At 50.8% G+C, this 22,499-nt stretch carries 18 protein-coding genes and 1 riboswitch; of the genes, 8 read left to right on the forward strand and 10 right to left on the reverse strand.

What is annotated here, in order from left to right; all coding sequences use genetic code 11:
• Positions 1 to 2: 2 nt before the first annotated feature.
• Both AC4QZR_RS02060 and secDF read left to right on the forward strand, forming a co-directional pair.
• Positions 3 to 374, forward strand: coding sequence for an RNA methyltransferase (locus tag AC4QZR_RS02060; protein ID WP_253400821.1), 372 nt, complete (start codon positions 3 to 5; stop codon positions 372 to 374).
• Between the two features lie 171 nt (positions 375 to 545).
• Positions 546 to 3,590 (forward strand): protein translocase subunit SecDF, encoded by a 3,045-nt coding sequence (gene secDF / locus AC4QZR_RS02065; RefSeq protein ID WP_494479441.1) that lies wholly within the window; start codon positions 546 to 548, stop codon positions 3,588 to 3,590.
• Positions 3,591 to 3,707: 117 nt separating this feature from the next.
• On the opposite strand, the gene AC4QZR_RS02070 is transcribed toward secDF, so the two are convergent.
• Positions 3,708 to 4,322: a NifU family protein gene (locus AC4QZR_RS02070; RefSeq protein ID WP_253400823.1), complete on the reverse strand. Its 615-nt coding sequence runs from the start codon at positions 4,320 to 4,322 to the stop codon at positions 3,708 to 3,710.
• Between the two features lie 263 nt (positions 4,323 to 4,585).
• Here AC4QZR_RS02070 and AC4QZR_RS02075 point away from each other — a divergent pair, with 263 nt between their 5' ends.
• On the forward strand, positions 4,586 to 5,977 hold the full coding sequence (locus tag AC4QZR_RS02075) for a sodium:proton antiporter (protein WP_494479442.1): 1,392 nt from the start codon (positions 4,586 to 4,588) through the stop codon (positions 5,975 to 5,977).
• A 244-nt stretch (positions 5,978 to 6,221) separates the two neighbouring features.
• Positions 6,222 to 7,727, forward strand: a complete 1,506-nt coding sequence (locus AC4QZR_RS02080; RefSeq protein WP_494479443.1) for a potassium/proton antiporter — start codon at positions 6,222 to 6,224, stop codon at positions 7,725 to 7,727.
• 37 nt (positions 7,728 to 7,764) lie between these two features.
• Here AC4QZR_RS02080 and AC4QZR_RS02085 read toward each other — a convergent pair whose 3' ends face one another.
• The 4 genes from AC4QZR_RS02085 to AC4QZR_RS02100 form a co-directional block, all read right to left on the reverse strand.
• Positions 7,765 to 8,523 carry a hypothetical protein gene (locus AC4QZR_RS02085; RefSeq protein ID WP_494479444.1) on the reverse strand — a complete coding sequence of 253 codons (759 nt, stop codon included), beginning with the start codon at positions 8,521 to 8,523 and terminating at the stop codon, positions 7,765 to 7,767.
• A 244-nt stretch (positions 8,524 to 8,767) separates the two neighbouring features.
• Complete coding sequence (locus AC4QZR_RS02090; protein WP_494479445.1) at positions 8,768 to 9,106, reverse strand: hypothetical protein; 339 nt, start codon at positions 9,104 to 9,106, stop codon at positions 8,768 to 8,770.
• An 86-nt stretch (positions 9,107 to 9,192) separates the two neighbouring features.
• Positions 9,193 to 10,278, reverse strand: a complete 1,086-nt coding sequence (gene aroC / locus AC4QZR_RS02095) for a chorismate synthase (RefSeq protein ID WP_494479446.1) — start codon at positions 10,276 to 10,278, stop codon at positions 9,193 to 9,195.
• Positions 10,275 to 11,717 carry a BatD family protein gene (locus AC4QZR_RS02100; RefSeq protein ID WP_494479447.1) on the reverse strand — a complete coding sequence of 481 codons (1,443 nt, stop codon included), beginning with the start codon at positions 11,715 to 11,717 and terminating at the stop codon, positions 10,275 to 10,277. Before AC4QZR_RS02100 ends, aroC begins: the two co-directional genes overlap by 4 nt.
• Positions 11,718 to 12,005: 288 nt before the next feature.
• Here AC4QZR_RS02100 and AC4QZR_RS02105 point away from each other — a divergent pair, with 288 nt between their 5' ends.
• Positions 12,006 to 12,197, forward strand: coding sequence for a hypothetical protein (locus AC4QZR_RS02105; RefSeq protein ID WP_076669372.1), 192 nt, complete (start codon positions 12,006 to 12,008; stop codon positions 12,195 to 12,197).
• Here the strand turns inward: AC4QZR_RS02105 and queG are convergent.
• Positions 12,188 to 13,135, reverse strand: coding sequence for a tRNA epoxyqueuosine(34) reductase QueG (queG, locus tag AC4QZR_RS02110; protein WP_494479448.1), 948 nt, complete (start codon positions 13,133 to 13,135; stop codon positions 12,188 to 12,190). The genes AC4QZR_RS02105 and queG overlap by 10 nt on opposite strands.
• Positions 13,136 to 13,277: 142 nt before the next feature.
• Between queG and AC4QZR_RS02115 the strand changes: the two genes are divergently transcribed.
• Positions 13,278 to 14,480 (forward strand): amidohydrolase family protein, encoded by a 1,203-nt coding sequence (locus tag AC4QZR_RS02115; protein ID WP_494479449.1) that lies wholly within the window; start codon positions 13,278 to 13,280, stop codon positions 14,478 to 14,480.
• A gap of 97 nt (positions 14,481 to 14,577) precedes the next feature.
• On the opposite strand, the gene ruvB is transcribed toward AC4QZR_RS02115, so the two are convergent.
• The gene (ruvB, locus tag AC4QZR_RS02120) at positions 14,578 to 15,621 is read right to left on the reverse strand and encodes a Holliday junction branch migration DNA helicase RuvB (protein WP_116541501.1); all 1,044 of its coding nucleotides are present in this window, start codon (positions 15,619 to 15,621) and stop codon (positions 14,578 to 14,580) included.
• A gap of 212 nt (positions 15,622 to 15,833) precedes the next feature.
• Between ruvB and AC4QZR_RS02125 the strand changes: the two genes are divergently transcribed.
• On the forward strand, positions 15,834 to 16,340 hold the full coding sequence (locus tag AC4QZR_RS02125) for a phospholipase D-like domain-containing protein (protein WP_494479450.1): 507 nt from the start codon (positions 15,834 to 15,836) through the stop codon (positions 16,338 to 16,340).
• A gap of 224 nt (positions 16,341 to 16,564) precedes the next feature.
• On the opposite strand, the gene AC4QZR_RS02130 is transcribed toward AC4QZR_RS02125, so the two are convergent.
• Together AC4QZR_RS02130 and AC4QZR_RS02135 are read right to left on the reverse strand one after the other, a co-directional pair.
• A complete protein-coding gene (locus tag AC4QZR_RS02130; protein ID WP_494479451.1) occupies positions 16,565 to 17,743 on the reverse strand; it encodes an acyl-CoA dehydrogenase family protein in 1,179 nt (392 codons plus the stop codon).
• A gap of 675 nt (positions 17,744 to 18,418) precedes the next feature.
• On the reverse strand, positions 18,419 to 20,896 hold the full coding sequence (locus AC4QZR_RS02135; RefSeq protein WP_494479452.1) for a TonB-dependent receptor: 2,478 nt from the start codon (positions 20,894 to 20,896) through the stop codon (positions 18,419 to 18,421).
• 61 nt (positions 20,897 to 20,957) lie between these two features.
• A riboswitch (TPP riboswitch) is annotated at positions 20,958 to 21,055 on the reverse strand.
• Between the two features lie 235 nt (positions 21,056 to 21,290).
• On the opposite strand from AC4QZR_RS02135, the gene AC4QZR_RS02140 reads away from it, so the two are divergent.
• Complete coding sequence (locus AC4QZR_RS02140) at positions 21,291 to 21,539, forward strand: hypothetical protein (RefSeq protein ID WP_076669363.1); 249 nt, start codon at positions 21,291 to 21,293, stop codon at positions 21,537 to 21,539.
• 75 nt (positions 21,540 to 21,614) lie between these two features.
• Here the strand turns inward: AC4QZR_RS02140 and AC4QZR_RS02145 are convergent, their stop codons facing one another.
• The gene (locus tag AC4QZR_RS02145; RefSeq protein ID WP_494479453.1) at positions 21,615 to 22,490 is read right to left on the reverse strand and encodes an aldose 1-epimerase family protein; all 876 of its coding nucleotides are present in this window, start codon (positions 22,488 to 22,490) and stop codon (positions 21,615 to 21,617) included.
• Between the last annotated feature and the right edge of the window lie 9 nt (positions 22,491 to 22,499).

Here is a 22,499-nt window from a genome sequence, read left to right on the forward strand (position 1 = left end):
GTATGCCACACGCTGCCAACATATTGCCACACTTCCGTCATCTTCTGATGACCGTAACCCTGCTTTGGGCGCTTATGCTCAATGGGCAGGAAGTAGTGGCGTATACCTACCCGGCGCAAGGCACTCCTGTTAAGTCGGCCTCCCAACTGGCCTCGGCACCGCAGGAGAAAACGGTTATCAAGCAAAAGGTGACGCTGGAGGCGACGACCTCATTTGTGGTGCTCAACCTGGAGCAGGACGCACTGGAGCCGACTCCTATACCTGCTTTTGCTATACCTACCGACGAGGCGCTGCCTGCCTATGCGGCCAGAGCGCCCGGAGCTGGCTTCGTAGCCCGCTTCTTCCCTATTTCCATTCAACCCAACGCGCCCTAAGCGAACCCTTTCCCTGCAGGTCCACCTACGGTCCTGCCCCGTTGCGCATGCCTGAATTGCAAGGTATAGCGGAACGGCTTCACAGCATTTCTTGGTTTATGTAAGATAGCGCCGCTGTGATTTTCTGAGTATTAACATTCTATCAACTATACCTTTTTTATCAACCAACCCATGCGGAATAAGAATTTCATTATCATTATGACGGTGATTGTATCGGCACTCTGCCTGTACTACCTGTCATTTTCGTTTGTTGCCCGCAGTGTGCAGAACGACGCTGAGGCTTACGCCACAGACGCACAAGGCAACGTAAACCACGACAAACAGCAAACCTACCTCGACTCTATCTGGAAGGAGCCTGTTTACAACTTCCTGGGTGCTGAGTACACCTACCAGGATGTAAAGGAAAACGAACTGGGCCTTGGCCTTGACTTGCGTGGCGGTATGCACGTGGTGCTCGAGGTTTCCCCGGTTGAAATCATCCGGTCCCTCTCTGGCAACAGCAAAGACCCTAACTTCCTGAAGGCGCTTGCCCGCGCCCAGGAGATGCAGAAGAACAGCCAGGAGAAGTTCACTACCCTGTTTGCCGAGGCTTACCGCGAGGTGGAGCCGGACGGACGCCTGAGCCGCATCTTCTCTAACACAGCCAACCGTGGTAAGATCAGCTTCGAGTCCAGCAACGCGGAAGTTATCAACGTAATTGACCAGGAAGTAGATGACGCCATCGAGCGCTCTTTCAACATCCTGCGCACGCGTATCGATAAGTTCGGTGTAAACCAGCCAAACATTCAGCGCCTCAAGGGAGGTGGCCGTATCCAGATTGAGCTTCCAGGTATAGACAACCCGGACCGTGTACGTAAGCTCCTGCAAGGTATGGCGAACCTGGAATTCTGGGAGGTATGGACGCCGGAAGAATTCTCTCCGTATTTCTCTCAACTGAGCGAGCATCTTGACAAAGAAGAAAAAGCCGGTCGTCTGAACATTGGCCGTACTTCTGCACAAACTGCTCCAACAGCTGGTGACACGACGCCAGCTGCCGTACAAGATGCTGCTGCTGACGATGTACTGGCACAGGCTGCCGCTACTACTAATGACACAGCTGCCGCTTCAAACGACACCACAGCGCTAGCTTCTGCCGACCAGGCAAAGACTGACACTGCTGATGCGCTTCAGTCGCTGCAAGAAGAGCAGATGGGCGTAATGGGCCGTCTGTTCACCATGATGCCGGGCGGTATCGGTGCCAACGTGCGCGACACAGCCAGAATCAACGACATTTTCCAAAGATCGGACGTACGCGCCATCTTCCCTCCAAACATGAAGTTCCTGTGGGGTGTGAAGCCTATAAAAGGTGACAACCGTCAGGAGTTCGTAGAATTCTACGCCATCAAAAAAGGACGTGACGGCAAGGCGCCGATGACCGGTGAGGCTGTGAACGACGCCCGCCAGGACTTTGACCAGAACGGACGCCCTGAGATCAACATGACCATGACGCCGGCCGGTGCCAAGCGTTGGGCCAAACTTACAGGCGACAATGTAGGTCGTCAGGTAGCCATCGTACTCGACAACTATGTATACTCTGCACCAGTGGTGCAAGGCGAGATTACAGGCGGTAACTCTTCTATCACAGGTAACTTTACGATCGAAGAAGCAAAAGACCTTGCCAACATCCTGAAAGCCGGTAAAATGCCAGCCCCTACACGCATCGTGGAAGAAGCTATCGTAGGTCCTTCACTGGGTCAGGAAGCCATCAACCAGGGTTTGTTGTCAACACTGGCCGGTTTACTGGTAGTAGTAGTTTTCATGATCGCTTACTATAGAACGGGTGGTTTTATCGCTAACCTGGCTCTCGTTTTCAACGTGTTCTTTATCCTGGGTATTCTGGCCCAGTTCAACGCAGCCCTCACACTCCCTGGTATCGCCGGTATCGTGCTTACCCTGGGTATGGCCGTGGATGCGAACGTACTGATATTTGAGCGTATGCGCGAAGAGGCCGCCAAAGGCCTGAGCCTGCGTGACGTGATCAACAAGGGATATGACAAGGCATTCCTGACGATTCTGGATGCGAACGCCACGACGTTCCTGGCCGGTTTCATCCTCTACTTCTTCGGCTCGGGTCCGGTGAAAGGCTTTGCCATCACCATGATGCTTGGTATCGTTACTTCTTTCTTCACCTCGGTATTCATTTCCAGGTTGCTGATCGAGCGTAGCTTCAAGAGAGCTGGCAAACTGTCTTTCTCAAGCTCATTCACCGATAGGCTTTTCGCTAACGTGCAGTTCGATGTGATGAAGTGGAAGAAGCCTGCCTATGCCTTCTCGTTGGCTGTAATTACCTTCGGTATGGTAGCCATGGCCATTAAGGGCCCGAACCTGGGCGTAGACTTCAAGGGCGGTCGTTCTTACGTTGTGCAGTTTGATGACGCCGTTCCGGCATCTGACGTACGTGGCGCTTTACTCGACAACTTTGAGGAGGAAGGCACGGAAGTGAAAACCTTCGGCGCTTCTAACCGTCTGAAAGTGATCACCAGTTACCTGGCGGATGACGAGAGCACGACAGCGGATGAGCAGGTGAAAACAGCCCTTTTACAGGGTCTGGAAGAGTACAAAAACCTCAATCCTGAGATTCTGAGCTCATCGAAGGTAGGTGCCACTATGGCAGATGACATCCAAAAGACGGCTGTGATATCGCTGGTGCTGGCACTGGTGGGTATCTTCATCTATGTGATGTTCCGTTTCAGCAACTGGCAGTTCAGCTTGGGAGGTGTGATCGCCTTGCTCCATGACGCCATCATGATCATCTCTATTTTTGCCATCCTTGACCTGTTTGGCATCTCCTACGAGATGGATCAGATCTTCATTGCGGCGGTGCTGACCATCATCGGTTTCTCCATCAACGATACCGTGGTAATCTTTGACCGTGTGCGGGAGTACCTGAACGATAACCCACGTCTGCATGTGAGTGAGATCATTAACCCGGCGCTCGTACACACGTTCAGCCGTACTATTATCACTTCCTTCACTGTGTTCATGGTGGTGTTGGTGCTCTTCATCTTCGGTGGCGAGATCCTGCGTGGTTTCTCTCTTGCTATGATGATCGGTGTCCTGTTCGGTGTATACTCTACGCTGTTCATCGCATCACCGATAGTGGTCGACACCATGAAGAAAAAGCCGCAGCCTACGCCTGCTCCAGCTAAGCCTGCAACACAGGCACAGAAAGCCTAAAACAGAAACCCCGGAGCGGATTAGCCTGCTCCGGGGATTCTTTCTTTCATAGCAACAAAAAAGGCCAGCACTGAACAGGGCTGGCCTTTTTTATATCATTTCTCCTTCAGGTATACCTTAGATGGTTACACCGTCTGCCACTACTTCCGTCACTTCAGGTACCATACGCTTCAACAGGTTCTCTATACCTGCCTTCAGCGTTACGGTAGCTGATGGGCAGCCGCTGCAAGAACCTTGCAGGTGCACGGTCACCACGCCGTCTTTGTAAGACTTAAAAGAAATGTTACCGCCATCCTGCTCTACAGCCGGACGCACATAATTTTCCAAAAGGTCAGTTACTTTCTTAGAGATAGCGGCGTCCTCTTCTGTAGCATCTGCATGAGTTTCGTCACTTGTTGCTGGTTTGTTTGCCTGGAAGCCTTCCACAAAGACAGGGCCACCTGCCTCTACATACGACTTCAAGAAAGTACGCAGTTCAGGTATAAGCTTCACCCACTCGATGTTGGCAGCTTTCGTTACGGTAACAAAGTTGCTGGCAATGAACACGCGCGTTACGTAGTCGAAGTTAAAGAGCTCCTGCGCCAACGGTGAGTCGGCGGCGCTCTCTAAGTTCGGGTAGTCTACGCTCTGGCCATCTGGCAGAAGGCCAACGTTCATCACAAACTTCATTGACTCGGGGTTCGGGTTGGCTTCGGCGTATACCGAAACCGTCTTTTCTCTATTTTCTAACATGGATATCAGCGTTTTAAATTAAAACCTAGGCCTTCGCCTTAAAGTTTCCAAAATTACTCAATTATTCTGACAAGTGATAGTATACCGCATGCCGACTTACATGACAAAAGCGCCCGCAACCGGTTCGTTTTTCTTTAATTCACGCTGGCAGATTACCTCACAAGGCCTGTATATACAGCAATTTGGTTAGATAATTAGTCCAGAAAAAGTAACTTTGTAACGCAGTTAAATTTTTGATCTGAAAAACTCTCCGCGCGTTTAACATGCTTTACAACTATATTCTGCTGGCGCAATCGCAGCAAGCCATTCCCGGTTTCATGATTATCCCCTTCCTGCTCCTGATTGGTCTTATCGCCAGTGGTCCCATTTTTTTCGGACACTTTTGGGAGCACAATTATAAAAAAATAGCTGTTACCCTCGGACTTACTGTGCTGGCCTACTACCTGTTTGTATTAGGCGATGTGCACATGCCAATACATACCTTAGCAGAGTACTTTACCTTTGCCGTGCTCCTCAGTTCCCTCTACATTGCGGCAGGCGGTATATATATCAACGTGAATGCAAAGGCAACGCCCTTGATAAACGTGGTGATAGTGGCCATAGGCGCCATACTGGCCAACTTTATCGGTACAACAGGTGCATCGCTACTCCTGATCCGTCCGTTCATGCGCCTCAACGCACACCGTCTGCAGCCTTATCAGATCATATTTTTCATTTTTATCGTGAGTAACGCGGGCGGTCTGTTAACGCCGCTGGGTGACCCGCCACTCTTCATCGGCTTCATCAAAGGCGTACCGTTTTTCTGGACACTGCAGCACCTGATTATGCCATGGGTGTTGGCTATCGTACTACTTTGCATCATGTTCTTCTTTGTGGACAGCCGCAACAAAGGCGGGCAGATCATAGCTGAGCTCGATATGGTAGTGCCAAGCTCCGGCAAAACGGAATTCAGCTTCAAGGGTCGTCGCAACCTGCTTTGGCTGGCTGTCATCATCGGTGCCGTGTTCCTCGACCCGAACGTGATCGATTCGCTGCCGCACATCTACTATGACGGTAACAAGTTCTCATACCTGCGCGAGATCATCCAGCTGGGTGCCGCCTTTATGTGCTATCGTAACTCAAACAAAGAGGCCCTGGCTGGTAACCAGTTCAATTTTCACCCGATCCTGGAAGTGGTGTTCCTGTTCTTCGGTATCTTCTTTACCATGATGCCGGCCCTGCAGCTGTCTGCCGAAATCGCTTCTTCGCCAGCCTACTCCAGCTACATCACGTCGAACTTCCTGTACTGGGCCACAGGTTCACTCTCGGGCTTCCTGGACAATGCGCCTACCTACGCCAACTTCCTGTCGCTGGCCATGGCTAAGTTCGATTTGGCACAGAGCAATGTGGAAGATGTCAGACAATTTGCCGCCGGCACCTCTGCCGCAGGTATGGAAACGCTTATACAGCTCGAGGCCATCTCGCTGGCATCGGTATTATTCGGAGCCTTCACCTACATCGGCAACGGGCCAAACTTTATGGTGAAAGCAATCGCCGAGAGCGCCGGCGTGAAAATGCCTTCTTTCTTCGGCTACGTGCTGCGTTACTCTATCCCGTTCCTGCTGCCAATCCTCATCCTGGTTTGGTTCTTCGTGGTGCACCTGAGACTCTTCTAAGCCATCCAAACAAGGTATGGCCATGATCATACGAGAGCCGCTCCCTGGTCCAGGGCGCGGCTCTTTTTTTGGACAATTAGCTTTTGTCTACATAGCTATGAGCGGAATATTGTAGAACACTAATGGCAAAAAATGCATCTAACTTTGTGCCAGGGCACTTTCAGAGCCACTTAATTAGGTTTTTATCGTTATATTTGTATGGCTTCGCAGCAGGCTGAAAACAGTAACCCGATACCCCTACCGCATGGAGAACATAAATGTTGAACTGATATTATTTGCTATTGCTATTCTCTTTTTTGTAAGTATCATGGCCGGAAAAGCAGGGCACAGATTCGGTGTTCCCGCTTTATTGCTGTTCCTTTCAATAGGTATGATCTCAGGTAGCGACGGCCTGGGCATACAGTTCCAAAACATCCAGATTGCTCAGATTATCGGTACGGTGGCACTGTGTATCATTCTTTTCTCGGGCGGTATGGACACCAAGATCGCCGACATCCGTCCGGTCATAGCGCAAGGTGTCGTGCTGGCCACTATCGGCGTATTTCTCACTGCTTTAGTGACGGGCTTTGCCATCTGGTGGGTATTGGGCATGACGATGGAGTCTGCAGGTATAGGCCTGACCACTTCGATGCTTCTGGCGGCCACCATGTCCTCCACTGACTCGGCCTCTGTTTTCTCGATTCTCCGCTCCAAGAGCCTAAACCTCAAAAACAACCTCCGCCCTATGCTGGAGCTGGAGAGCGGCAGTAACGACCCGATGGCCTATATCCTGACCATCACGCTCATTGAGATTATATTAATGGAAAGTGGCGTGAACTATTGGGCGGCAGGCGGCATGTTGCTGGTGCAGTTGATTGTAGGCGCGGTTGCTGGTTATGTGTTAGGCAGACTGGCTATACGGCTGATCAACTACGTGGACATAGACAACAGCTCGCTCTACCCGATCCTTGTTTTTACGGTTTGTATCTTTATTTTCTCGGCCACTTACTTTATCAAAGGCAACGGTTTCCTGGCAGTATACATTGGTGGCCTCGTGATTGGCAATTCTAAGTTCGTACACAAACGCTCTTCGCTCAACTTCTTCGATGGCATGGCCTGGATGAGCCAACTGCTTTTGTTCCTTACCCTGGGCCTGCTCGTTAATCCGCATGAACTGGTACCGCTCATCGTACCCGGCCTGATTATCAGCTTTCTGATGATATTCATAACCCGTCCGCTGAGCGTGTTCCTGTGCCTGTTGCCTTTCCGCAGCATGAGTACCAAAGACAAAACCTACGTGTCGTGGGTGGGTCTGCGGGGTGCAGTGCCCATTATCTTTGCCATTTTACCGCTGGCTGCCGATGTACCGCATGCCCGCCTGATATTCAACATCGTGTTCTTCTGTACGCTGATATCGCTGATAGTGCAGGGCACGACGCTCTCGCAGGTGGCAGTCTGGCTGGGGCTGGCAGAGAAGCCGAAGGAGCTTCACAAGCTGAAGGATTTTGATATTGAATTCTCGGACGAGATCAAATCCATCACGACCGAGATTAACATTACAGAACCGATGTTGGCAAACGGCATTTACCTGATGGATCTGCCGCTACCAGACAAGACGCTCGCCGTAATGGTGAAGCGAGACGACAAATACTTTGTACCGAAAGGTAAAACGGCACTGCAGGAAGATGACAAACTGCTCATCATCACAGACGACCTGGACGCCCTGATGCAGAACATGCAGAGCTTGGGAAGCACCACAAGCAAGTTGTAAAGCGCTCCTATAGCGAAGCGCTTTTCAGTGCTGTCTGTCAGGCGTACTGCAATTGCTCCTGAATCTCAATGATATCTGTTGCAGGCACCGCCGTGTTAACTGAAAGCTCACCCATTAAAGGTCGGGCCGGATATCCGTTAGCATCATCCAGCATATGGTCCAGCATCAGTTTAGCTAGTGCTTCCACCTGACTGTCGGTAGCGTCCGCAATCTGAACACGGCAGGCAATTACAGCAGGAGCTCCCAGGCGCTTGAGAAGCGGGTAAAATTTGTACCGCTTGTTGGCCAAAGCAGCACGCAGCGAGCGCCCTCCATAAAATTCCTGCAGGTCCTGGCAATCATACTGCTGCGTCTGCGCTTCTGTCAGGTATAGCCACACAAGCCCCTGCTGGTTTTTGAAATCTTCGCCTTTTACAAAATGGATCAACTCCAATTCTGCCTCCACACCATCTTCCGGTGACGTAAGTAGCGTGGACATTTTTTTCAGCCCCGTTGCCAGCGTTTTCAAACTGAGTGGCAACAAGCCTTTCTGAAGCACTTTGTCAGGAGAGATGAGCCTGGTACAGTGATACGCCTTAATGGCGTAGCTACGCAGCATGATTGCCAGCTGCTTCTGGGCTCTTACATAAATGGAGTCAGGTATATTTGAAAGCCAGCTCTTTCCCTGCAGGTTTTTGGCTAGTTCCAGTTCACGCTCCTGGCTGATACGGGCAAGGTTCGGGTTTACATAGTCAAGGATCTCCTGGGGCCAGGTCGTTATATCTTCTAGTATGATCAGAGTTGTATCGTTAGTCATTTTATTAGCAGAATTAAGAATTGTGTAAATAATGTAACTGCATAACAGCAGCTGTACAGGGCAGACCACAGGTATAGGCGAATGGCCCAACGGAATTGGATCATTCCGGGCAGTCGCTTAGGTAGGGTATAATGGAATCGAAGTAATCGTCGGGCAGACTGCGTCTTTTACAGCAAAGCGTATACCTACCGGTCAGGTAAGTTTGCTTTGCCAATAAATGGGCATGCGTAGCAAGAAAAGCTGTCTAAGGGGCTTGCGGTTGAATGGACCGATAGAAGTATTTGAAAAAGCCGTCTCTGCCGGGAGCTCTGGGGGCATAAAGCGGAATAGGCTCATCAGAAGGAACGAGGAAAGTAAAGCTCTTTAACGGTGTTTCTGCCTTTTGAAATCCGTAATAAAGGACAGAAGGCGGGGTAGCATCCTGGGAGAGGCGCTGCTTCCCCTGCGAAAGAACAGAGCCCGTTTCTTCTAGTGTGATCGCAGCGGATTCGGGTAGGGCAGAGAATTTAGATTCAGTGATACAGCCTGATGCCGCATGCCCGTTGCTCATGAAGATCACGAACAACGCGAAGGCCATCATCAAAGGTCTGACACAGGTGGATATGTAAACGCCGCTTATCATCACTATTAACAAATATAATCATTTTAAGCTAACGCGGCAACCTCCTTTCAGATGTCCAGCCTGTTAGCTCGCTTCCGCAGCAGAAAGTCAGCCAGCACGAGCGCAGCCATGGCATCCACGATCGGGACGGCGCGTGGCAACACACAAGGGTCGTGGCGGCCTTTGCCCTGCAGCGTGATCTCCTCGCCGGCATCGTTGATGGTTTGCTGCGGCTGCAGGATAGTAGCGACGGGCTTAAAGGCTACATTGAAGTAAATGTCCTGCCCGTTGCTGATGCCGCCCTGTATACCGCCGGAGTGGTTGGTTCTGGTACGCACATGTCCTTCCTCATCCGTATAGAATTGGTCATTATGCTGTGAACCACGCAGTTTCACGCCCTCAAAGCCGCTGCCGTACTCAAAGCCTTTCACAGCATTGATGCTCAGCATGGCCTTGCCCAACTCCGCGTGCAGCTTGTCGAAAACAGGCTCGCCCAGTCCAACCGGAACGCCCTGCACCACACAGCTTACAACGCCACCAATGGTATCCAGGCTATCACGGGCATCTTCTATCAGACTGATCATTCGGGCGGCTGTTTTGCCATCGGGGCAGCGCACTTTATTGCTGTCGATCTGCGACAAGTCGAGTTTGGAGTAATGCTTGCGCACTTTTATACCTCCCACCTGCGACACATAGGAGCGCACCGTGATGCCGTAGTGCTGCAACAGCTTGGCTGCCAAAGCACCTGCTGCCACACGCGCCACAGTTTCGCGGGCTGAGCTGCGGCCACCACCACGGTGGTCACGCAAGCCATACTTAGCGGTGTAGGTATAGTCAGCGTGCGAAGGGCGGAAAGCCTGCGCCACATGCGAGTAGTCGTGGCTTGCCTGGTCTTTGTTGCCCACCACCAACGCGATCGGGGTGCCTGTGGTTTTGCCTTCGAACACGCCGGAAAGTATCGTTACTTTATCTTCTTCCTTACGGGGAGTCGTGATGTCGGACTGCCCGGGCCGGCGACGGTCCAGGGCGGTTTGTATCTCTTCTGCTGTGATCTCCAGTCCCGCAGGGCAGCCATCTACAATCACGCCCACTGCCACGCCATGGGACTCGCCAAAGGTGGTTATTTTGAAAATCTTACCGTATGAATTGCTCATTTGATGTTCCGATACTTTAAGAAAATGAATCCTGACAAGGCCAGCAGCACCAGCAGGATAATGTTTGTATAGCGCTTAATGACTTCGTCCTGGTAGAGACTGACCAAGGTATGGTCTTCGTTCTCGATGATCTTGTAAAAAGGGCCCAGATCGCGGGCCAGCACCATGGTACCCGCTTCGGCTACACCTGTTACCGTAACGCTCTGCTCAGATCGAAGTGTGTCGTACGTAGCGGTAACCGGGTTGAAGTAGATCCACTGAAAGTCGTTGGCCAGGTTGTAAGTGCCTGGCACGCGGCCGAGTACGGAATACGTGAAGCGCTTCACGCCCTGCACACGCCCGGCACGCAAGGTAATGTCCTGCCGCATATCGGGCTGATAGAAGTCGAGTGTACCAGTAGTTGTTGGGCTTGGTGGCATAAGGGCAGCCAGGTTTCCCTCCCCTTCCAGCTCAAACATATACCTGAAGCTTTTGTTCAGCGGCACCGACTGGCTCGACAGCCCCTCCCGCAAGGTATACTCTCCGACGGGTACCATGTCGCGCAACGGGTGCGGCGGCAGCTCTTTGACAGGTATGATGCGCTCCCGGGCAAAAAAGGTCTTATAGCCTTCCATCCTGTCCTCAAGCAGCGTTGGGTCAACGGCTACTTTGTATTTGAGCATGCGCAGTGACAGCTTCGGAAAGTGCAGTGGCTCGGTAGTGAGCGGGTATAGCACGGCTTCATACAGCCTGAAACGCAGGTATGGCTCACCTTGTACTACCACCTGCTCAGGCGTTACTTCGTCTATCTCGAACACTTCCTCCCAGGCGTTGGGTTGTTTCAGCTGACGTAGTATACCTGTTATCTGGTTGCCAAAATCATGAAAGTCCAGCAACCGCTGATCTGCTTCGGCCAGATAGAAGTACAGCACAATGTTCAGGCCCTCACCCACATATACCTCCTTCTTATCGGTATAAAGAGTCAGGAAGGCATTATCTTCCTGATCCACGTACTCCTGGGGTTTCGCTTCGCCCTGCTCGGGCTGCTCAGGTATAACCAGTTCCGGTTCCTGGGGACTGACAGCGGCCATCGGGCCCACCTTGATCTTCATACCGGCCGACTTCAGGGGCTGCCCGTTCACGGTCATGCTGAAGGGCTTGAGCTCGTAGTCTCCTTCGGCCAGGGCAGCATAATTCTGGGTAATGGTGAGCACGGTGGTGGTCTTGCCTCCTGCTATGACTGTTTTGGTGGACGAAAAGCGGTTGCTTTTTTTGAAGCCTTCAATCTCCGGAAAAGGAGAATAATCCTTGAGTTGCTGATCCTGCAGCCGGATGGAAACCGTGAAGTAGGTGTTGATGGGCAGCGGACTTTTGCCTAGCTCAATGCGGGCCTGCTGCCCAAAAGCGGGCACCAGCACCAACAGGTATAGCAGCATAAGTAGGAAAGTCAGGCGCATCATTCAGGTATAATAGCAAATTTACAAATTCTTGTCGCTATCCACCGGAATATTATAGTCCAATTTTCGGGAATTTGTCGCTTCTGTCTGTTTCGGGTTGACTGGCTGTTCCTTTAAAATACAGGCCTGTTTTGAGCGTTCTGCTATCAGTCAAACAATGGAAGCCGGCCCGGTTTTCGCATTCAGAATCAACTGATTAACGTAGAATTTTACAATTTAATCAAGACTGAATGAACCTTTTAGATTAATTTCGTATAGCAGAGTAGAATACCGAAATACCAAACGATAATAATGCTGGAGTACGTTAAAACGATCTTGTTGAAGGTGAGCTTCGACAAAATGCTGTTTGAGAAAGAACTGAGAAAAGCCTTTAAAGTGCTGATTCCAGAAGAACTTAAGCAGCTGAAGCAATGGTGCTATGAAAAATTTTCGGAGATGTACCTTTATGTGCTGAACAAGGTGTTCTCCAGAGCTCAGGTATGAGAGCCGGGGCTTTGCTCAAGGAAGCGGATATTGCGCAGTAGGCCATTGTAACCTGTTCGTTTCACAGCTGATTTCTTGAACAGCTGCGCAAAGACCTCCTGTGTGATTTCCTCCCAGTCCGACTTCTTCATTTCCTTCAGCTGCGGGTGCGGCTCAAAGGCCGGCTCCTGGTGCGGCTTGCTGAACCGGTTCCAGGGGCATACATCCTGGCAGATGTCGCAGCCGAATATCCAGTTACCGAACTTCCCGTTCATTTCCTGCGGCAGCTGGTCTTTCAGCTCGATGGTAAAGTAGGAGATGCACTTGCTCCCGTCAACCACATAGGGCGCCACGATCGCATCGGTCGGGCAGGCATCCAGACAGCGGGTGCAGGAGCCACAGTAGTCTTTGATCGGGCCGTCGTATTCCAGTTCCAGATCGATGATCAGTTCGGCGACAAAATGAAAACTTCCTGCCTGGGGTGTTATGAGGAGGGTATGTTTACCAACCCAGCCAAGTCCGCTTTTCGAGGCCCAGGCCTTGTCCAGCACCGGGGCAGAATCCACGAAGCAGCGACCACCGACCTCCCCTATTTCCTCGTTTATATAATTGAGCAGCGTCTTCAGCTTGTCTTTGATGACAAAGTGATAGTCGGTACCGTAGGCATACTTCGACACTTTATAGGTATCCTCGCCGGCCTGCTGGTTTTCTTTTTCGGGGTAATAGTTGAGCAGCAGCGATACCACCGATTTTGCCCCTTCCACCAACAGCCGCGGGTCCAGGCGCTTGTCGAAGTGGTTTTCCATGTAGCGCATTTGCCCGTGCATGTTCTGCTTCAGCCAGTTCTCCAGCCGCGGCGCCTCCTCTTCCAGAAAATCTGCTTTGGAAATACCACAGTACATGAAGCCCAGTTCCTGTGCTTTCTGCTTGATGAGGTATGTATGTTGTGCTTTGTTCAAAATATGCGTGTCGCTCAGGTATAGCTACACCTGGAGGAGAACAAATTTAGGGAGAAAAAAGTCCCTGTGCAGGATTTTGGTTGGATGTTATATAGCTAGAAGCTTGTGAGAACTCCATGTATGGCAAACCATTGCAAAATATTTGAAGAATGGTATACATTTGCCTTATTCCTACCATCCTGAACTCATGTCACCCCAAACCCTAACCTATAACTTTAAAATATTAGCGCTTTTGTATTGCATGCTACTTTATGGGTGTGACGGCAGCAAAGAGGACGTACTGATCCAAAATGTCAAGCTGTATGACGGCTCAACAATCAGGGAGCAGGTGGATGTACTGATTTCGGACGGGGTAATTATTTCCATTGGGGAACATATATCCGATCCAGCCGCTACCGTAGTGGATGGGAAAGGCAAAACCATTGTACCGCTGCTGGTAAATGGGCACGCCCATGTGCACGAACCGCTGCATCTAAAAGAAAGCCTGACACAGGGTATAGGTACTGTTCTCGACTTGTATACTTCCAGTGAAAAGGCGAAGCAACTCCGGACGTTTAATGATTCTACACATTACGCTACTTACTATACCTCCGGACCTGGAGCCACAGCCCCGGGTGGTCATGGTACACAATTGGGCTATGCAGTACCCACTGTTTCTAGTGCTAGCGAGGCAGAAGCCTTTATACAGGACAGAGTCGATGAAGGCGTTGATTTTACCAAGATCATCCGTGAGCCTTTACGCGCTACGCTTGATTTTAAAACCATTGAGGCGCTCACAAAAGCCTCTCACCAAAACGATAAAGCTGTGATTGTGCATATTTCGACTTTGGATGATGCGCTTGCAATAAGTAAACTTGGCATAAATGGATTTGCCCATATCTGGGTAGACAAAGCGATTGGTGAAGAACAGCTCTCCCAATTGGCAAAACATAAACCGTTTGTCATCCCAACCTTATATGCCACTCAGAAATTATTTCAATTTGCAGAACAAAAAGGTATAGCGGTGAATTATCTCCCGTTTGAAGAAATACAGAAAGAAGTGCATAAGCTACACAAGAGCCAACTACTTATACTGGCTGGAACAGATGCGCCTAATCTAGGTATAAATTTCCATGATGACTTATTGGAGGAATTGAGATTACTTAAGGCATCAGGCCTCAGCGATTTTGAAACTCTGAAAACTGCTACCATCAATCCGGCAATAGCTTTCAATTTTTTGGAGACCCAGCTTATAAAAGAGAATAATAAAGCTAACTTTTTACTGATTGAGGGTGATCCAACCAGCGACATTGAATCCCTCTGCAAAATCATCGGAATCTGGAAAAGCGGAACGAGGTTAAAATGAAGCTTTCCTATTAATCCAAGGTATAGGAGTGGTTGCACCTGTTAAAACAAAAAAAGCAGGCCTACAGCCTGCTTTTTTCATATATCACAAACAATTATTATTCAGCCTGATCAAACAAACCACCAGCTACAACTTGCTGTGGCGGAATTTTGCCTAGGTGGCGGTAGGCAGCTTCTGTTGCTTCACGTCCGCGGGCGGTGCGCTTGATGTAGCCTTCCTGGATCAGGAACGGCTCGTATACCTCCTCTATCGTCTCGGCCTCTTCGCCGCAGGCCGTCGCGATGGTGGATAGACCTACCGGACCGCCTTTGTACTTGTCGATAATGCAGGACAGGATGCGCTTGTCCATATCATCGAGGCCATTGTGGTCTACATCCAGGGCAGCCAGGGCGAAACGCGCGATCTCCACGTCGATGGTACCGTTGCTCTTCACCTGCGCAAAGTCGCGGGTACGGCGCAGCAGGTTGTTGGCGATACGCGGCGTACCACGGCTACGGCGGGCAATCTCGAAAGCGGCATCCTCATGTATAGGCGCTCCAAGCAAGGCAGAGGAACGCTTCACAATCGAAGTCAGCAACTCAGCATCATAGTACTCCAGACGTGAGTTAATGCTGAAACGGGCACGCAACGGTGCTGTCAGCAAGCCGGAACGTGTCGTGGCTCCGATCAGCGTAAACGGGTTCAGGCTGATCTGCACGGAGCGGGCATTCGGACCAGAGTCGAGCATAATGTCGATCTTATAGTCCTCCATTGCCGAGTACAGGTACTCTTCCACAATCGGGTTGAGTCGGTGAATCTCGTCGATGAAGAGCACATCGTTCGGATCGAGGTTGGTGAGCAAACCCGCCAGATCGCTTGGCTTGTCCAGCACCGGTCCGGAGGTCATTTTTATACCTGCGTCCAGCTCAGAAGCAATGATATGCGACAGCGTGGTTTTGCCCAGGCCGGGAGGTCCGTGCAGCAGCACGTGGTCCAAAGCCTCGCCACGGTTTTTGGCCGCCAGCACAAATATCTTGAGGTTCTCCACCACTTTGGCCTGCCCCGTAAAGTCGGCAAAGCTCAGCGGACGAAGCGCCTTGTCTATGTCTTTTTCGACCGGCGACATGTAGTCGTTACTGCCAGTCAGGTAATCTTCTCTCATAAAAAATGCTATCTGATTTAGCGCTTTCTGCTATACCTAAAGGTAACAGTTTCAGCGTCGCTTTCGCTCCATTTCTGCCTACGAATTTACTAAATTTTGCTAACTATATTATAGTAATTCATCAAAAATCTAACGAGGTTAGCAAAATACAGGATTTGTTTAAGAATATGATATACCTGTGTTACCTTACAAGACTTAACAACAAGCTCCCGATGCATACCCATCAGCAAAAGATCACCAGCCATGCTTTCTTCAGCCCCGGAGACGACTGCCTCAACGCCATCATCGCTTCTATGGACGCGGCCGAAGAGAGTGTAAAAATATGCGTGTTCACCATCAGCGACAACCGTATTTCAGACGCCATTGTGCGGGCGTACAAACGAGGTATTGCCATCAAAATCATGACTGACAACCACAAGCTGCACGACGCGGGATCGGACATACAGGAACTCGCTGCCAGAGGGCTGGAGATCCGTATTGACAAAACGCGTAACCACATGCATCACAAGTTCGCCATTTTTGATGAAGTGCAGGTATTGACCGGTAGCTACAACTGGACCCGTAGCGCCGCTCTATACAACCACGAGAACATCCTGATCACCGACAACCGCAGCATTGTGCAGGATTTCAGCGAGGAGTTTGACCGGCTCTGGCAGGATATGATGAAGTACAACCCCGGAGGCAAAAGCAGGGAGGAGCTTCGGGAGCTGGGAGAGTAATCTGATTGCTCCAACAAAATCACCTATACCTATACCTATACCTATACCTCTTTCAGCTTCTGTTGTATTTCCTCAAGCCTTGCGATAACAGGTTTATCACAGACACGCGCGGGAGCGACGCACACCGCGAGGTATACAGAAACAGAAAAGGCAGCCACTTGCGCAGCTGCCTTTCTATACCTTACTCGCTGCCCGATCAACGGACAACGCATAATAATCAACTATTATTTAAACGCCGGTATACCTGTGATATCTGCTCCGGTAATGAGCAAGTGAATATCGTGGGTGCCTTCGTAGGTGATCACCGACTCCAGGTTCATCATGTGGCGCATAATCGGGTACTCGCCCGTGATGCCCATACCGCCATGAATCTGCCGTGCCTCGCGGGCGATGTGCAGGGCCATGTCCACGTTGTTACGCTTGGCCATCGAGATTTGCTGGGTTGTCGCTTTGCCTTCGTTTTTCAAGGTGCCGAGTCTCCAGGCCAGTAGCTGGGCCTTTGTGATCTCAGTCAGCATTTCGGCCAGTTTCTTTTGTGTAAGCTGGAAAGCACCAATCGGCTTATCGAACTGAATACGCTCCATGGCATACTTGCGGGCTGACTCGTAGCAATCGATGGCTACACCAATTGCACCCCAGGCTATACCGTAGCGGGCAGAATCGAGGCAACCGAGCGGACCGCGCAGACCTTCAATATTCGGTAGCAGGTTTTCTTTCGGCACTTTCACGTTGTCGAATACCAGTTCGCCGGTGCAGCTGGCACGCAGGCTCCACTTGTTATGGATTTCCGGTGTAGAGAAGCCTTCCATACCACGCTCCACGATCAGACCTTTGATGCGACCCTGTTCGTTCTTGGCCCACACCACGGCCACCTGGCACTCTGGTGAGTTGGAAATCCACATCTTGGCACCGTTGAGCAGGTAGTGGTCGCCCATATCTTTGATGTTGGTCGTCATGCCACCCGGGTTAGAACCATGGTCAGGCTCTGTGAGGCCGAAGCAGCCCAACCATTCGCCGCTGGCAAGCTTGGGCAGGTACTTTTTGCGTTGCTCTTCTGAGCCATAAGCGTAGATCGGATACATCACCAGCGAGCCCTGCACCGAAGCCGTAGAACGCATACCGGAGTCGCCGCGCTCAATCTCCTGCATAATGATGCCGTAGCTGATGTAGTCCAGACCACCACCGCCGTACTCAGCAGGTATAGTCGGGCCGAAAGCGCCTACATCGCCAAATTTTTTCACGATTTCGGAAGGGAAGTGTGCGTCCTGCGCCCACTGCTCGATGTTTGGAGAGATCTCACGCTTCACAAATTCACGCAGGGACTGGCGGATAAGGATATGCTCCTCAGTGAGTAGGTCGTCAATGTTATAATAATCAGGGGCTCCTGATGATTCGTAGGCCATAGCTTAATTTGTCTTTTAAGGGTAAGGGTAACACGCAAATATAACAAGATTTCTGAATCGGGGTTTGTTGAGTAGTTAAATTGCTAAATGGTTGAATTGTTGAAAGGTTAAGTGGTTGAATAGTTCAGTATAAGATTAACCCACTCCCGCCCCTCCCGAGAGAGGAATTTCCCTGTAAGATTCCGAAAGGTATGATGGTCCGGCACTTGGTAAGGAATAGAGGTGCACGATTCGGACAGGCCGCGACCTGTCCCTACAAGTTGTCACGTTTTCTAAAAAACTCTTCGGGATTGAGAAATTCTGTCAAAAAAGCTCTTCGATATTTCTCAATCCCGAAGTAAACTGCCAGGGATTTCCTAACCCCCGTGTGTCGGTTTTAGCGCTCTTTCGGACTTCCGAGTCCGAAAGCTATCTGCTGGGGATGTCCACATCCCCGTATGCATATCTTATTTTAGGTATAGGGGACACGGATGTCCCCCTGCAGAAATACATCCGGACAGGGATGTCCGAAAGAGCGTTAACTTAATAAAAGGCATTGGGTGTGTACTCTACCAATCGTGCACCGGCAACAAATTAATCATTTAACCATTCAACAATTTACCCACCCTGCAAATCCAGATCAAAAAAAAGCCCCACCAGTTGGTGAGGCCTTTAAACATCAAAAATCAATCTATGTTAAAATCTTAAGCCTACAGACGCCAGGAAGTTGCGGGTGGCTTGCGGGTAATAGAAGTTTTCGGTTGTCAGCTCCCCTCCTGCCAGGTAGCTGTAGGTATAGCCATTGGCGGCATAACGCTCGTTGAAAATATTGTTCACCAGCAGACCAAGCTCCAGGCCTTTCAGCACGCCCGTGAAACCGGTGGTGTAGCGCAGACGCAGGTCGCCCACCTGATAGGCAGGTATAATGCGGTTATCATTCTGTGTATTGTCCAGGTACTGCTTGCTCACTGTTTTGTAAATAAAGGCGGCCTTCAGTCCTTTCAGCACCTCTACCTCCAGTTGCGTGGCCGACACAAAATCCGGAGAGTAAGCAATAGTGGCTTCGCTGTAGCTGTTCATTACCTGGCCTCCCTCGTCGTAGTCGTCGATGTACTCTTCAAAGTCGCGCACTTTATTTTGGCTGTAGCTCAGGTTACTGCTCAGACTGGCCAAACCACCCAGGCGAACTGCTCCTGCCAACTCTATACCTTGACGGTAGCTGCGATCAATGTTCGTGCGGGTATAGGCACCTACATCGTTGATCTCTCCGGTCAGCACCAGCTGGTTTTTGTAGTCCATGAAAAAGTAGTTTGCCTCGAGACTCGCGCCCAGTTCGCGTCCTGCCAGTTCGCCCAGCGCCAACTGACCACGGTAGCCAGCCTCTACGTTGCGCAGTGTCTCGTGCTTCGGGCGGCTGTCGGCGGTAGACTCTGTAAAGTCGTCACGAACTGGTTCGCGGTTGCCGATCGCATAAGAAGCGTAGAGCTGATGCCCCGGCTTAAATTCATAGCTTATACCTGCTTTGGGGTTATAGAAGGTATAATCCACGTTCTGTTCCAGGTTCTCGAAGTTCTTGTCGATGCCCTCGAAGGTATAATTCACGGTTCGCACCTGCATGTCACCAAACAGACTCAACTGATCCGTCAGACTATAGATCACTTTACCAAAAATGTTGAAGTCCGTCTTCACGGCATTGTTGTCGTAATAGCGGTCGCCGATGTTGGAGGTCGAGGCAAATCTGGCCCAGATCACCTCCCCGAAGTGGTCACCGTCATACCTGTTCCAGGCACCACCCAGGGTAGCATTCAGGCGTGGCGTCGGATTGTACTGAAAGGCATAAGTGGCACCGAAAAAGTTATTGTCGAGCCAGCGGCGGCGGATCAGGTCAGTCCTGCTGATCGTCTCCTCTCCTATCATCACATTCGGCAAACCGTAGTTCGAGAGTTTGTCATTGGTACGGAACTGCTCGTAATAGCCGCGGCCATAGGTATAGTGCAGGGCAGTGGAGAAAGTAAGCTCCGGAGAGAAATCATGCGACAAGTGCAGCTGGTAGTGGTCCTGCTGGTAGTTATCGGTTTCGTTGTCGTAGGTATAGTAATTGTACCTGCGGCCGGCGGTACGCAGGTTCTCCAGGTCGCTGCCTTCAATCCCGTTACGATCGATATAGGCCTGCAGGTCAGCGGCGTTGCCATACACCAGCGCCTCCGGCGTACCATACCAGGCCTGGTAAGTTTGCTCCTTACCCGAGAAGGTCACAAATTTCACGGTTGTTTTATCGCCATAGTAACCTCCCGAGAAGTACATGGATTTCAGGTCAGAAAAAGCACGATCGATGTAGCCATCTGACTTGATGCGCGACAGTCGGCCATCAAAAGCAAATTTTCCGTTGATCAGGCCCGTGCCGAAGCGCACATTGTTTTTCCAGGTGTTGAAAGAGCCGTAGCTGTTGTCGGTTTCGGCGTAGGCTTCACGGCGCACCCCCTGCGTTTGAATGTTGATGCTGGCCCCAAAGGCACCTGCTCCGTTGGTGGACGTACCTACACCGCGCTGCACCTGCATATCTTCTACAGAAGAGGAAAAATCCGGCATGTTCACAAAGAAGGTCCCGTGGCTTTCGGAGTCGTTGACAGGTATACCGTTCACGGTCACGTTGATGCGGGTAATATCGGAGCCACGTATGCGAATACCGGTATAGCCCACGCCAGCGCCCGCATCGGAGTTCACCACCACCGAGGGCGTCTGTTCCAGTAGGTAGGGTAGGTCCTGTCCGAAGTTGCGTTCTGCTATCTCTTCGCGCGTCACGTTCGTGAAGGTTGTTCCCGTTCTTTCGTTGGCGCGGGTAGACGATACCAGTACTTCACCGGTGGTCACACTGGTTGGCTGCAAGGCCAGGCGAAGTTCAGTGTCGGCGTTGAGTTGCACTTGTCTGCTCATTTGAGCATAGCCCAGGTATGACACCTCCAAGGTATAGCTGCCGGCTGGCAGGTTCTGGAATTGGAAGCGGCCATCGGGGGCAGACACGGTGGCTTGATTGCTGCCGGAAAGTTCGACGGTGGCTCCCGCCAGCGCTTCGTTTTGGGTAGCATCGGTTACGTAGCCGCTCAGATTGAACTGAGCAAGCAACTGCAATGGCAACAGTACAACGACTGCCATCACAATCAGTAATTTTTTCATTGAGGTGTAAAAAAGAATAAGTTGAAACATACAGACCTGCCTGGGGCCGGCAGCCTGCTACATAGTTTCCCCGTGTTTTTCCCTTCGCCGGCATTACCCGGATCAGGTTCAATGGGTATGATCTCAGCCCGTTGTTATAAGGCACCCCTAAACTGATGCAAAGGTAGACCCGTTTTTTGATCAAAACAAAGTCCTGTGGCGCTATGAATGGCCAACCCACAGTATCAGCCAGTTAAGTGCAATTTTATTTTAACAAAAGCCGATAACCCCTTGCGGGCAAACTACGTTGAAAACAATACAAGGCACGTTTTCAAGCGCCCGCTTCTAACAAAGCAGGATTTGCCAGGAAAACAGGCCGGCTGAAACAATTTTAGAGAGTTAAAGAAGAAATGTGATGATGATCAGCTTACTGTATACTTTAGCACTGCTAACGATACTGGCATACTACGCTTTCGCTCCGCGCAAAAAATTCAGAGGGTCTTCCTCTACTGATAACGATGACGATGGAGGCGAGCCACTAGGCGACGATCTGCCAGATCTGGACCTGCCACCCGGCATATCATTGCCTATCAATGATTATGAACCGCATTATGACTTGAGACGCATCAAGGTTCCCAAGTTTCCGGAGCCTTCCCTGCAATGAAACACGATGAAACCAAAAAGTCCCCTGCTCGACCATTCGACAGGGGACTTTTTGGTTTAAATAGCTTAGATTCTGCTATAGCACTTCCATGGTAAAAGTGCGCTCAAACACATGCATCGGACTGAGCAGGTTAATGCCTTCCTTTTTGTCCAATTCGCCGGACTCCCCATCACGGCCTGCTATACCACACCAGGGCTCGATGCACACGTAAGGAGTCGGCCCCGGCTTCGCCCAGATACCCAGGTATGGAAAGCCCGGAAAGGTCATTTCGATGCGGCGCTGGTTAGTGCGGCTCCCCAACGACAGCTTGTCTGAGTTCAGGTTTTTGAACACCAGTGCATCCTTGTCAAAATAGCTGTGCTTCAGGGGCAGCAGCCGATCGTGCTCCAACACTTTTGCCGTGTCGCCGCTTTGCAGCCCTTCGTCAGTGAGCAGGTAGCGGTGCAGGGTCTCTTCTTTATCAAACTCGATGAAATAGTCTTCGTATTGCTCCCCCGCATAAAATGGCACATTGAAGCCCGGATGGCCGCCGATGGAAAAGTACATGCCTTTCTTGTCGCGGTTGAGCACCTGGTAAGTAACCGACAATTTATTGTTTTCGAGCTTGTAGGCGATCAGGAGCCTGAACTTAAACGGGTATACCTGCAGGGTTTCCTCATCGTCCTCTAGCTCAAACACCAGTTTGTCTTCTTCCTCCTCAATCAGCTTGAATTCCTTGTGTCGCGCAAAACCATGGCGTTTCAGGGCGAAAATCTCGTCTTCGTAGGTATAGGTTCCTTCGGGCAACTCCCCCACGATCGGGAAAAGGTTGGGCGCGTGGCTGCCCCAGATCTCCGGGTCGGCCTGCCAGATAAACTCCAGGCCCTCATCGAGCTTAACGAAGTGCTGCAACTCAGCGCCTTTACTCTCGACGCCCACCTTAAAGTTATAGTTCTGTAAATAGTATAGCATGGCCAGGTA

Source organism: Pontibacter sp. YIM B11418 (genome assembly GCF_059278805.1).

What these genes read in the sequence shown, in the direction of transcription:
- ruvB (WP_116541501.1), bottom strand. Translation starts at nt 15,621, where the DNA reads ATGAGAGAAGATTACCTGACTGGCAGTAACGACTACATGTCGCCGGTC.
- AC4QZR_RS02100 (WP_494479447.1), bottom strand. Translation starts at nt 11,717, where the DNA reads ATGATGCGCCTGACTTTCCTACTTATGCTGCTATACCTGTTGGTGCTG.
- secDF (WP_494479441.1), top strand. Translation starts at nt 546, where the DNA reads ATGCGGAATAAGAATTTCATTATCATTATGACGGTGATTGTATCGGCA.
- AC4QZR_RS02070 (WP_253400823.1), bottom strand. Translation starts at nt 4,322, where the DNA reads ATGTTAGAAAATAGAGAAAAGACGGTTTCGGTATACGCCGAAGCCAAC.
- AC4QZR_RS02080 (WP_494479443.1), top strand. Translation starts at nt 6,222, where the DNA reads ATGGAGAACATAAATGTTGAACTGATATTATTTGCTATTGCTATTCTC.
- AC4QZR_RS02105 (WP_076669372.1), top strand. Translation starts at nt 12,006, where the DNA reads ATGCTGGAGTACGTTAAAACGATCTTGTTGAAGGTGAGCTTCGACAAA.
- AC4QZR_RS02075 (WP_494479442.1), top strand. Translation starts at nt 4,586, where the DNA reads ATGCTTTACAACTATATTCTGCTGGCGCAATCGCAGCAAGCCATTCCC.
- AC4QZR_RS02060 (WP_253400821.1), top strand. Translation starts at nt 3, where the DNA reads ATGCCACACGCTGCCAACATATTGCCACACTTCCGTCATCTTCTGATG.
- AC4QZR_RS02135 (WP_494479452.1), bottom strand. Translation starts at nt 20,896, where the DNA reads ATGAAAAAATTACTGATTGTGATGGCAGTCGTTGTACTGTTGCCATTG.
- AC4QZR_RS02125 (WP_494479450.1), top strand. Translation starts at nt 15,834, where the DNA reads ATGCATACCCATCAGCAAAAGATCACCAGCCATGCTTTCTTCAGCCCC.
- AC4QZR_RS02085 (WP_494479444.1), bottom strand. Translation starts at nt 8,523, where the DNA reads ATGACTAACGATACAACTCTGATCATACTAGAAGATATAACGACCTGG.
- AC4QZR_RS02140 (WP_076669363.1), top strand. Translation starts at nt 21,291, where the DNA reads ATGATGATCAGCTTACTGTATACTTTAGCACTGCTAACGATACTGGCA.
- AC4QZR_RS02145 (WP_494479453.1), bottom strand. Translation starts at nt 22,490, where the DNA reads ATGCTATACTATTTACAGAACTATAACTTTAAGGTGGGCGTCGAGAGT.
- aroC (WP_494479446.1), bottom strand. Translation starts at nt 10,278, where the DNA reads ATGAGCAATTCATACGGTAAGATTTTCAAAATAACCACCTTTGGCGAG.
- AC4QZR_RS02130 (WP_494479451.1), bottom strand. Translation starts at nt 17,743, where the DNA reads ATGGCCTACGAATCATCAGGAGCCCCTGATTATTATAACATTGACGAC.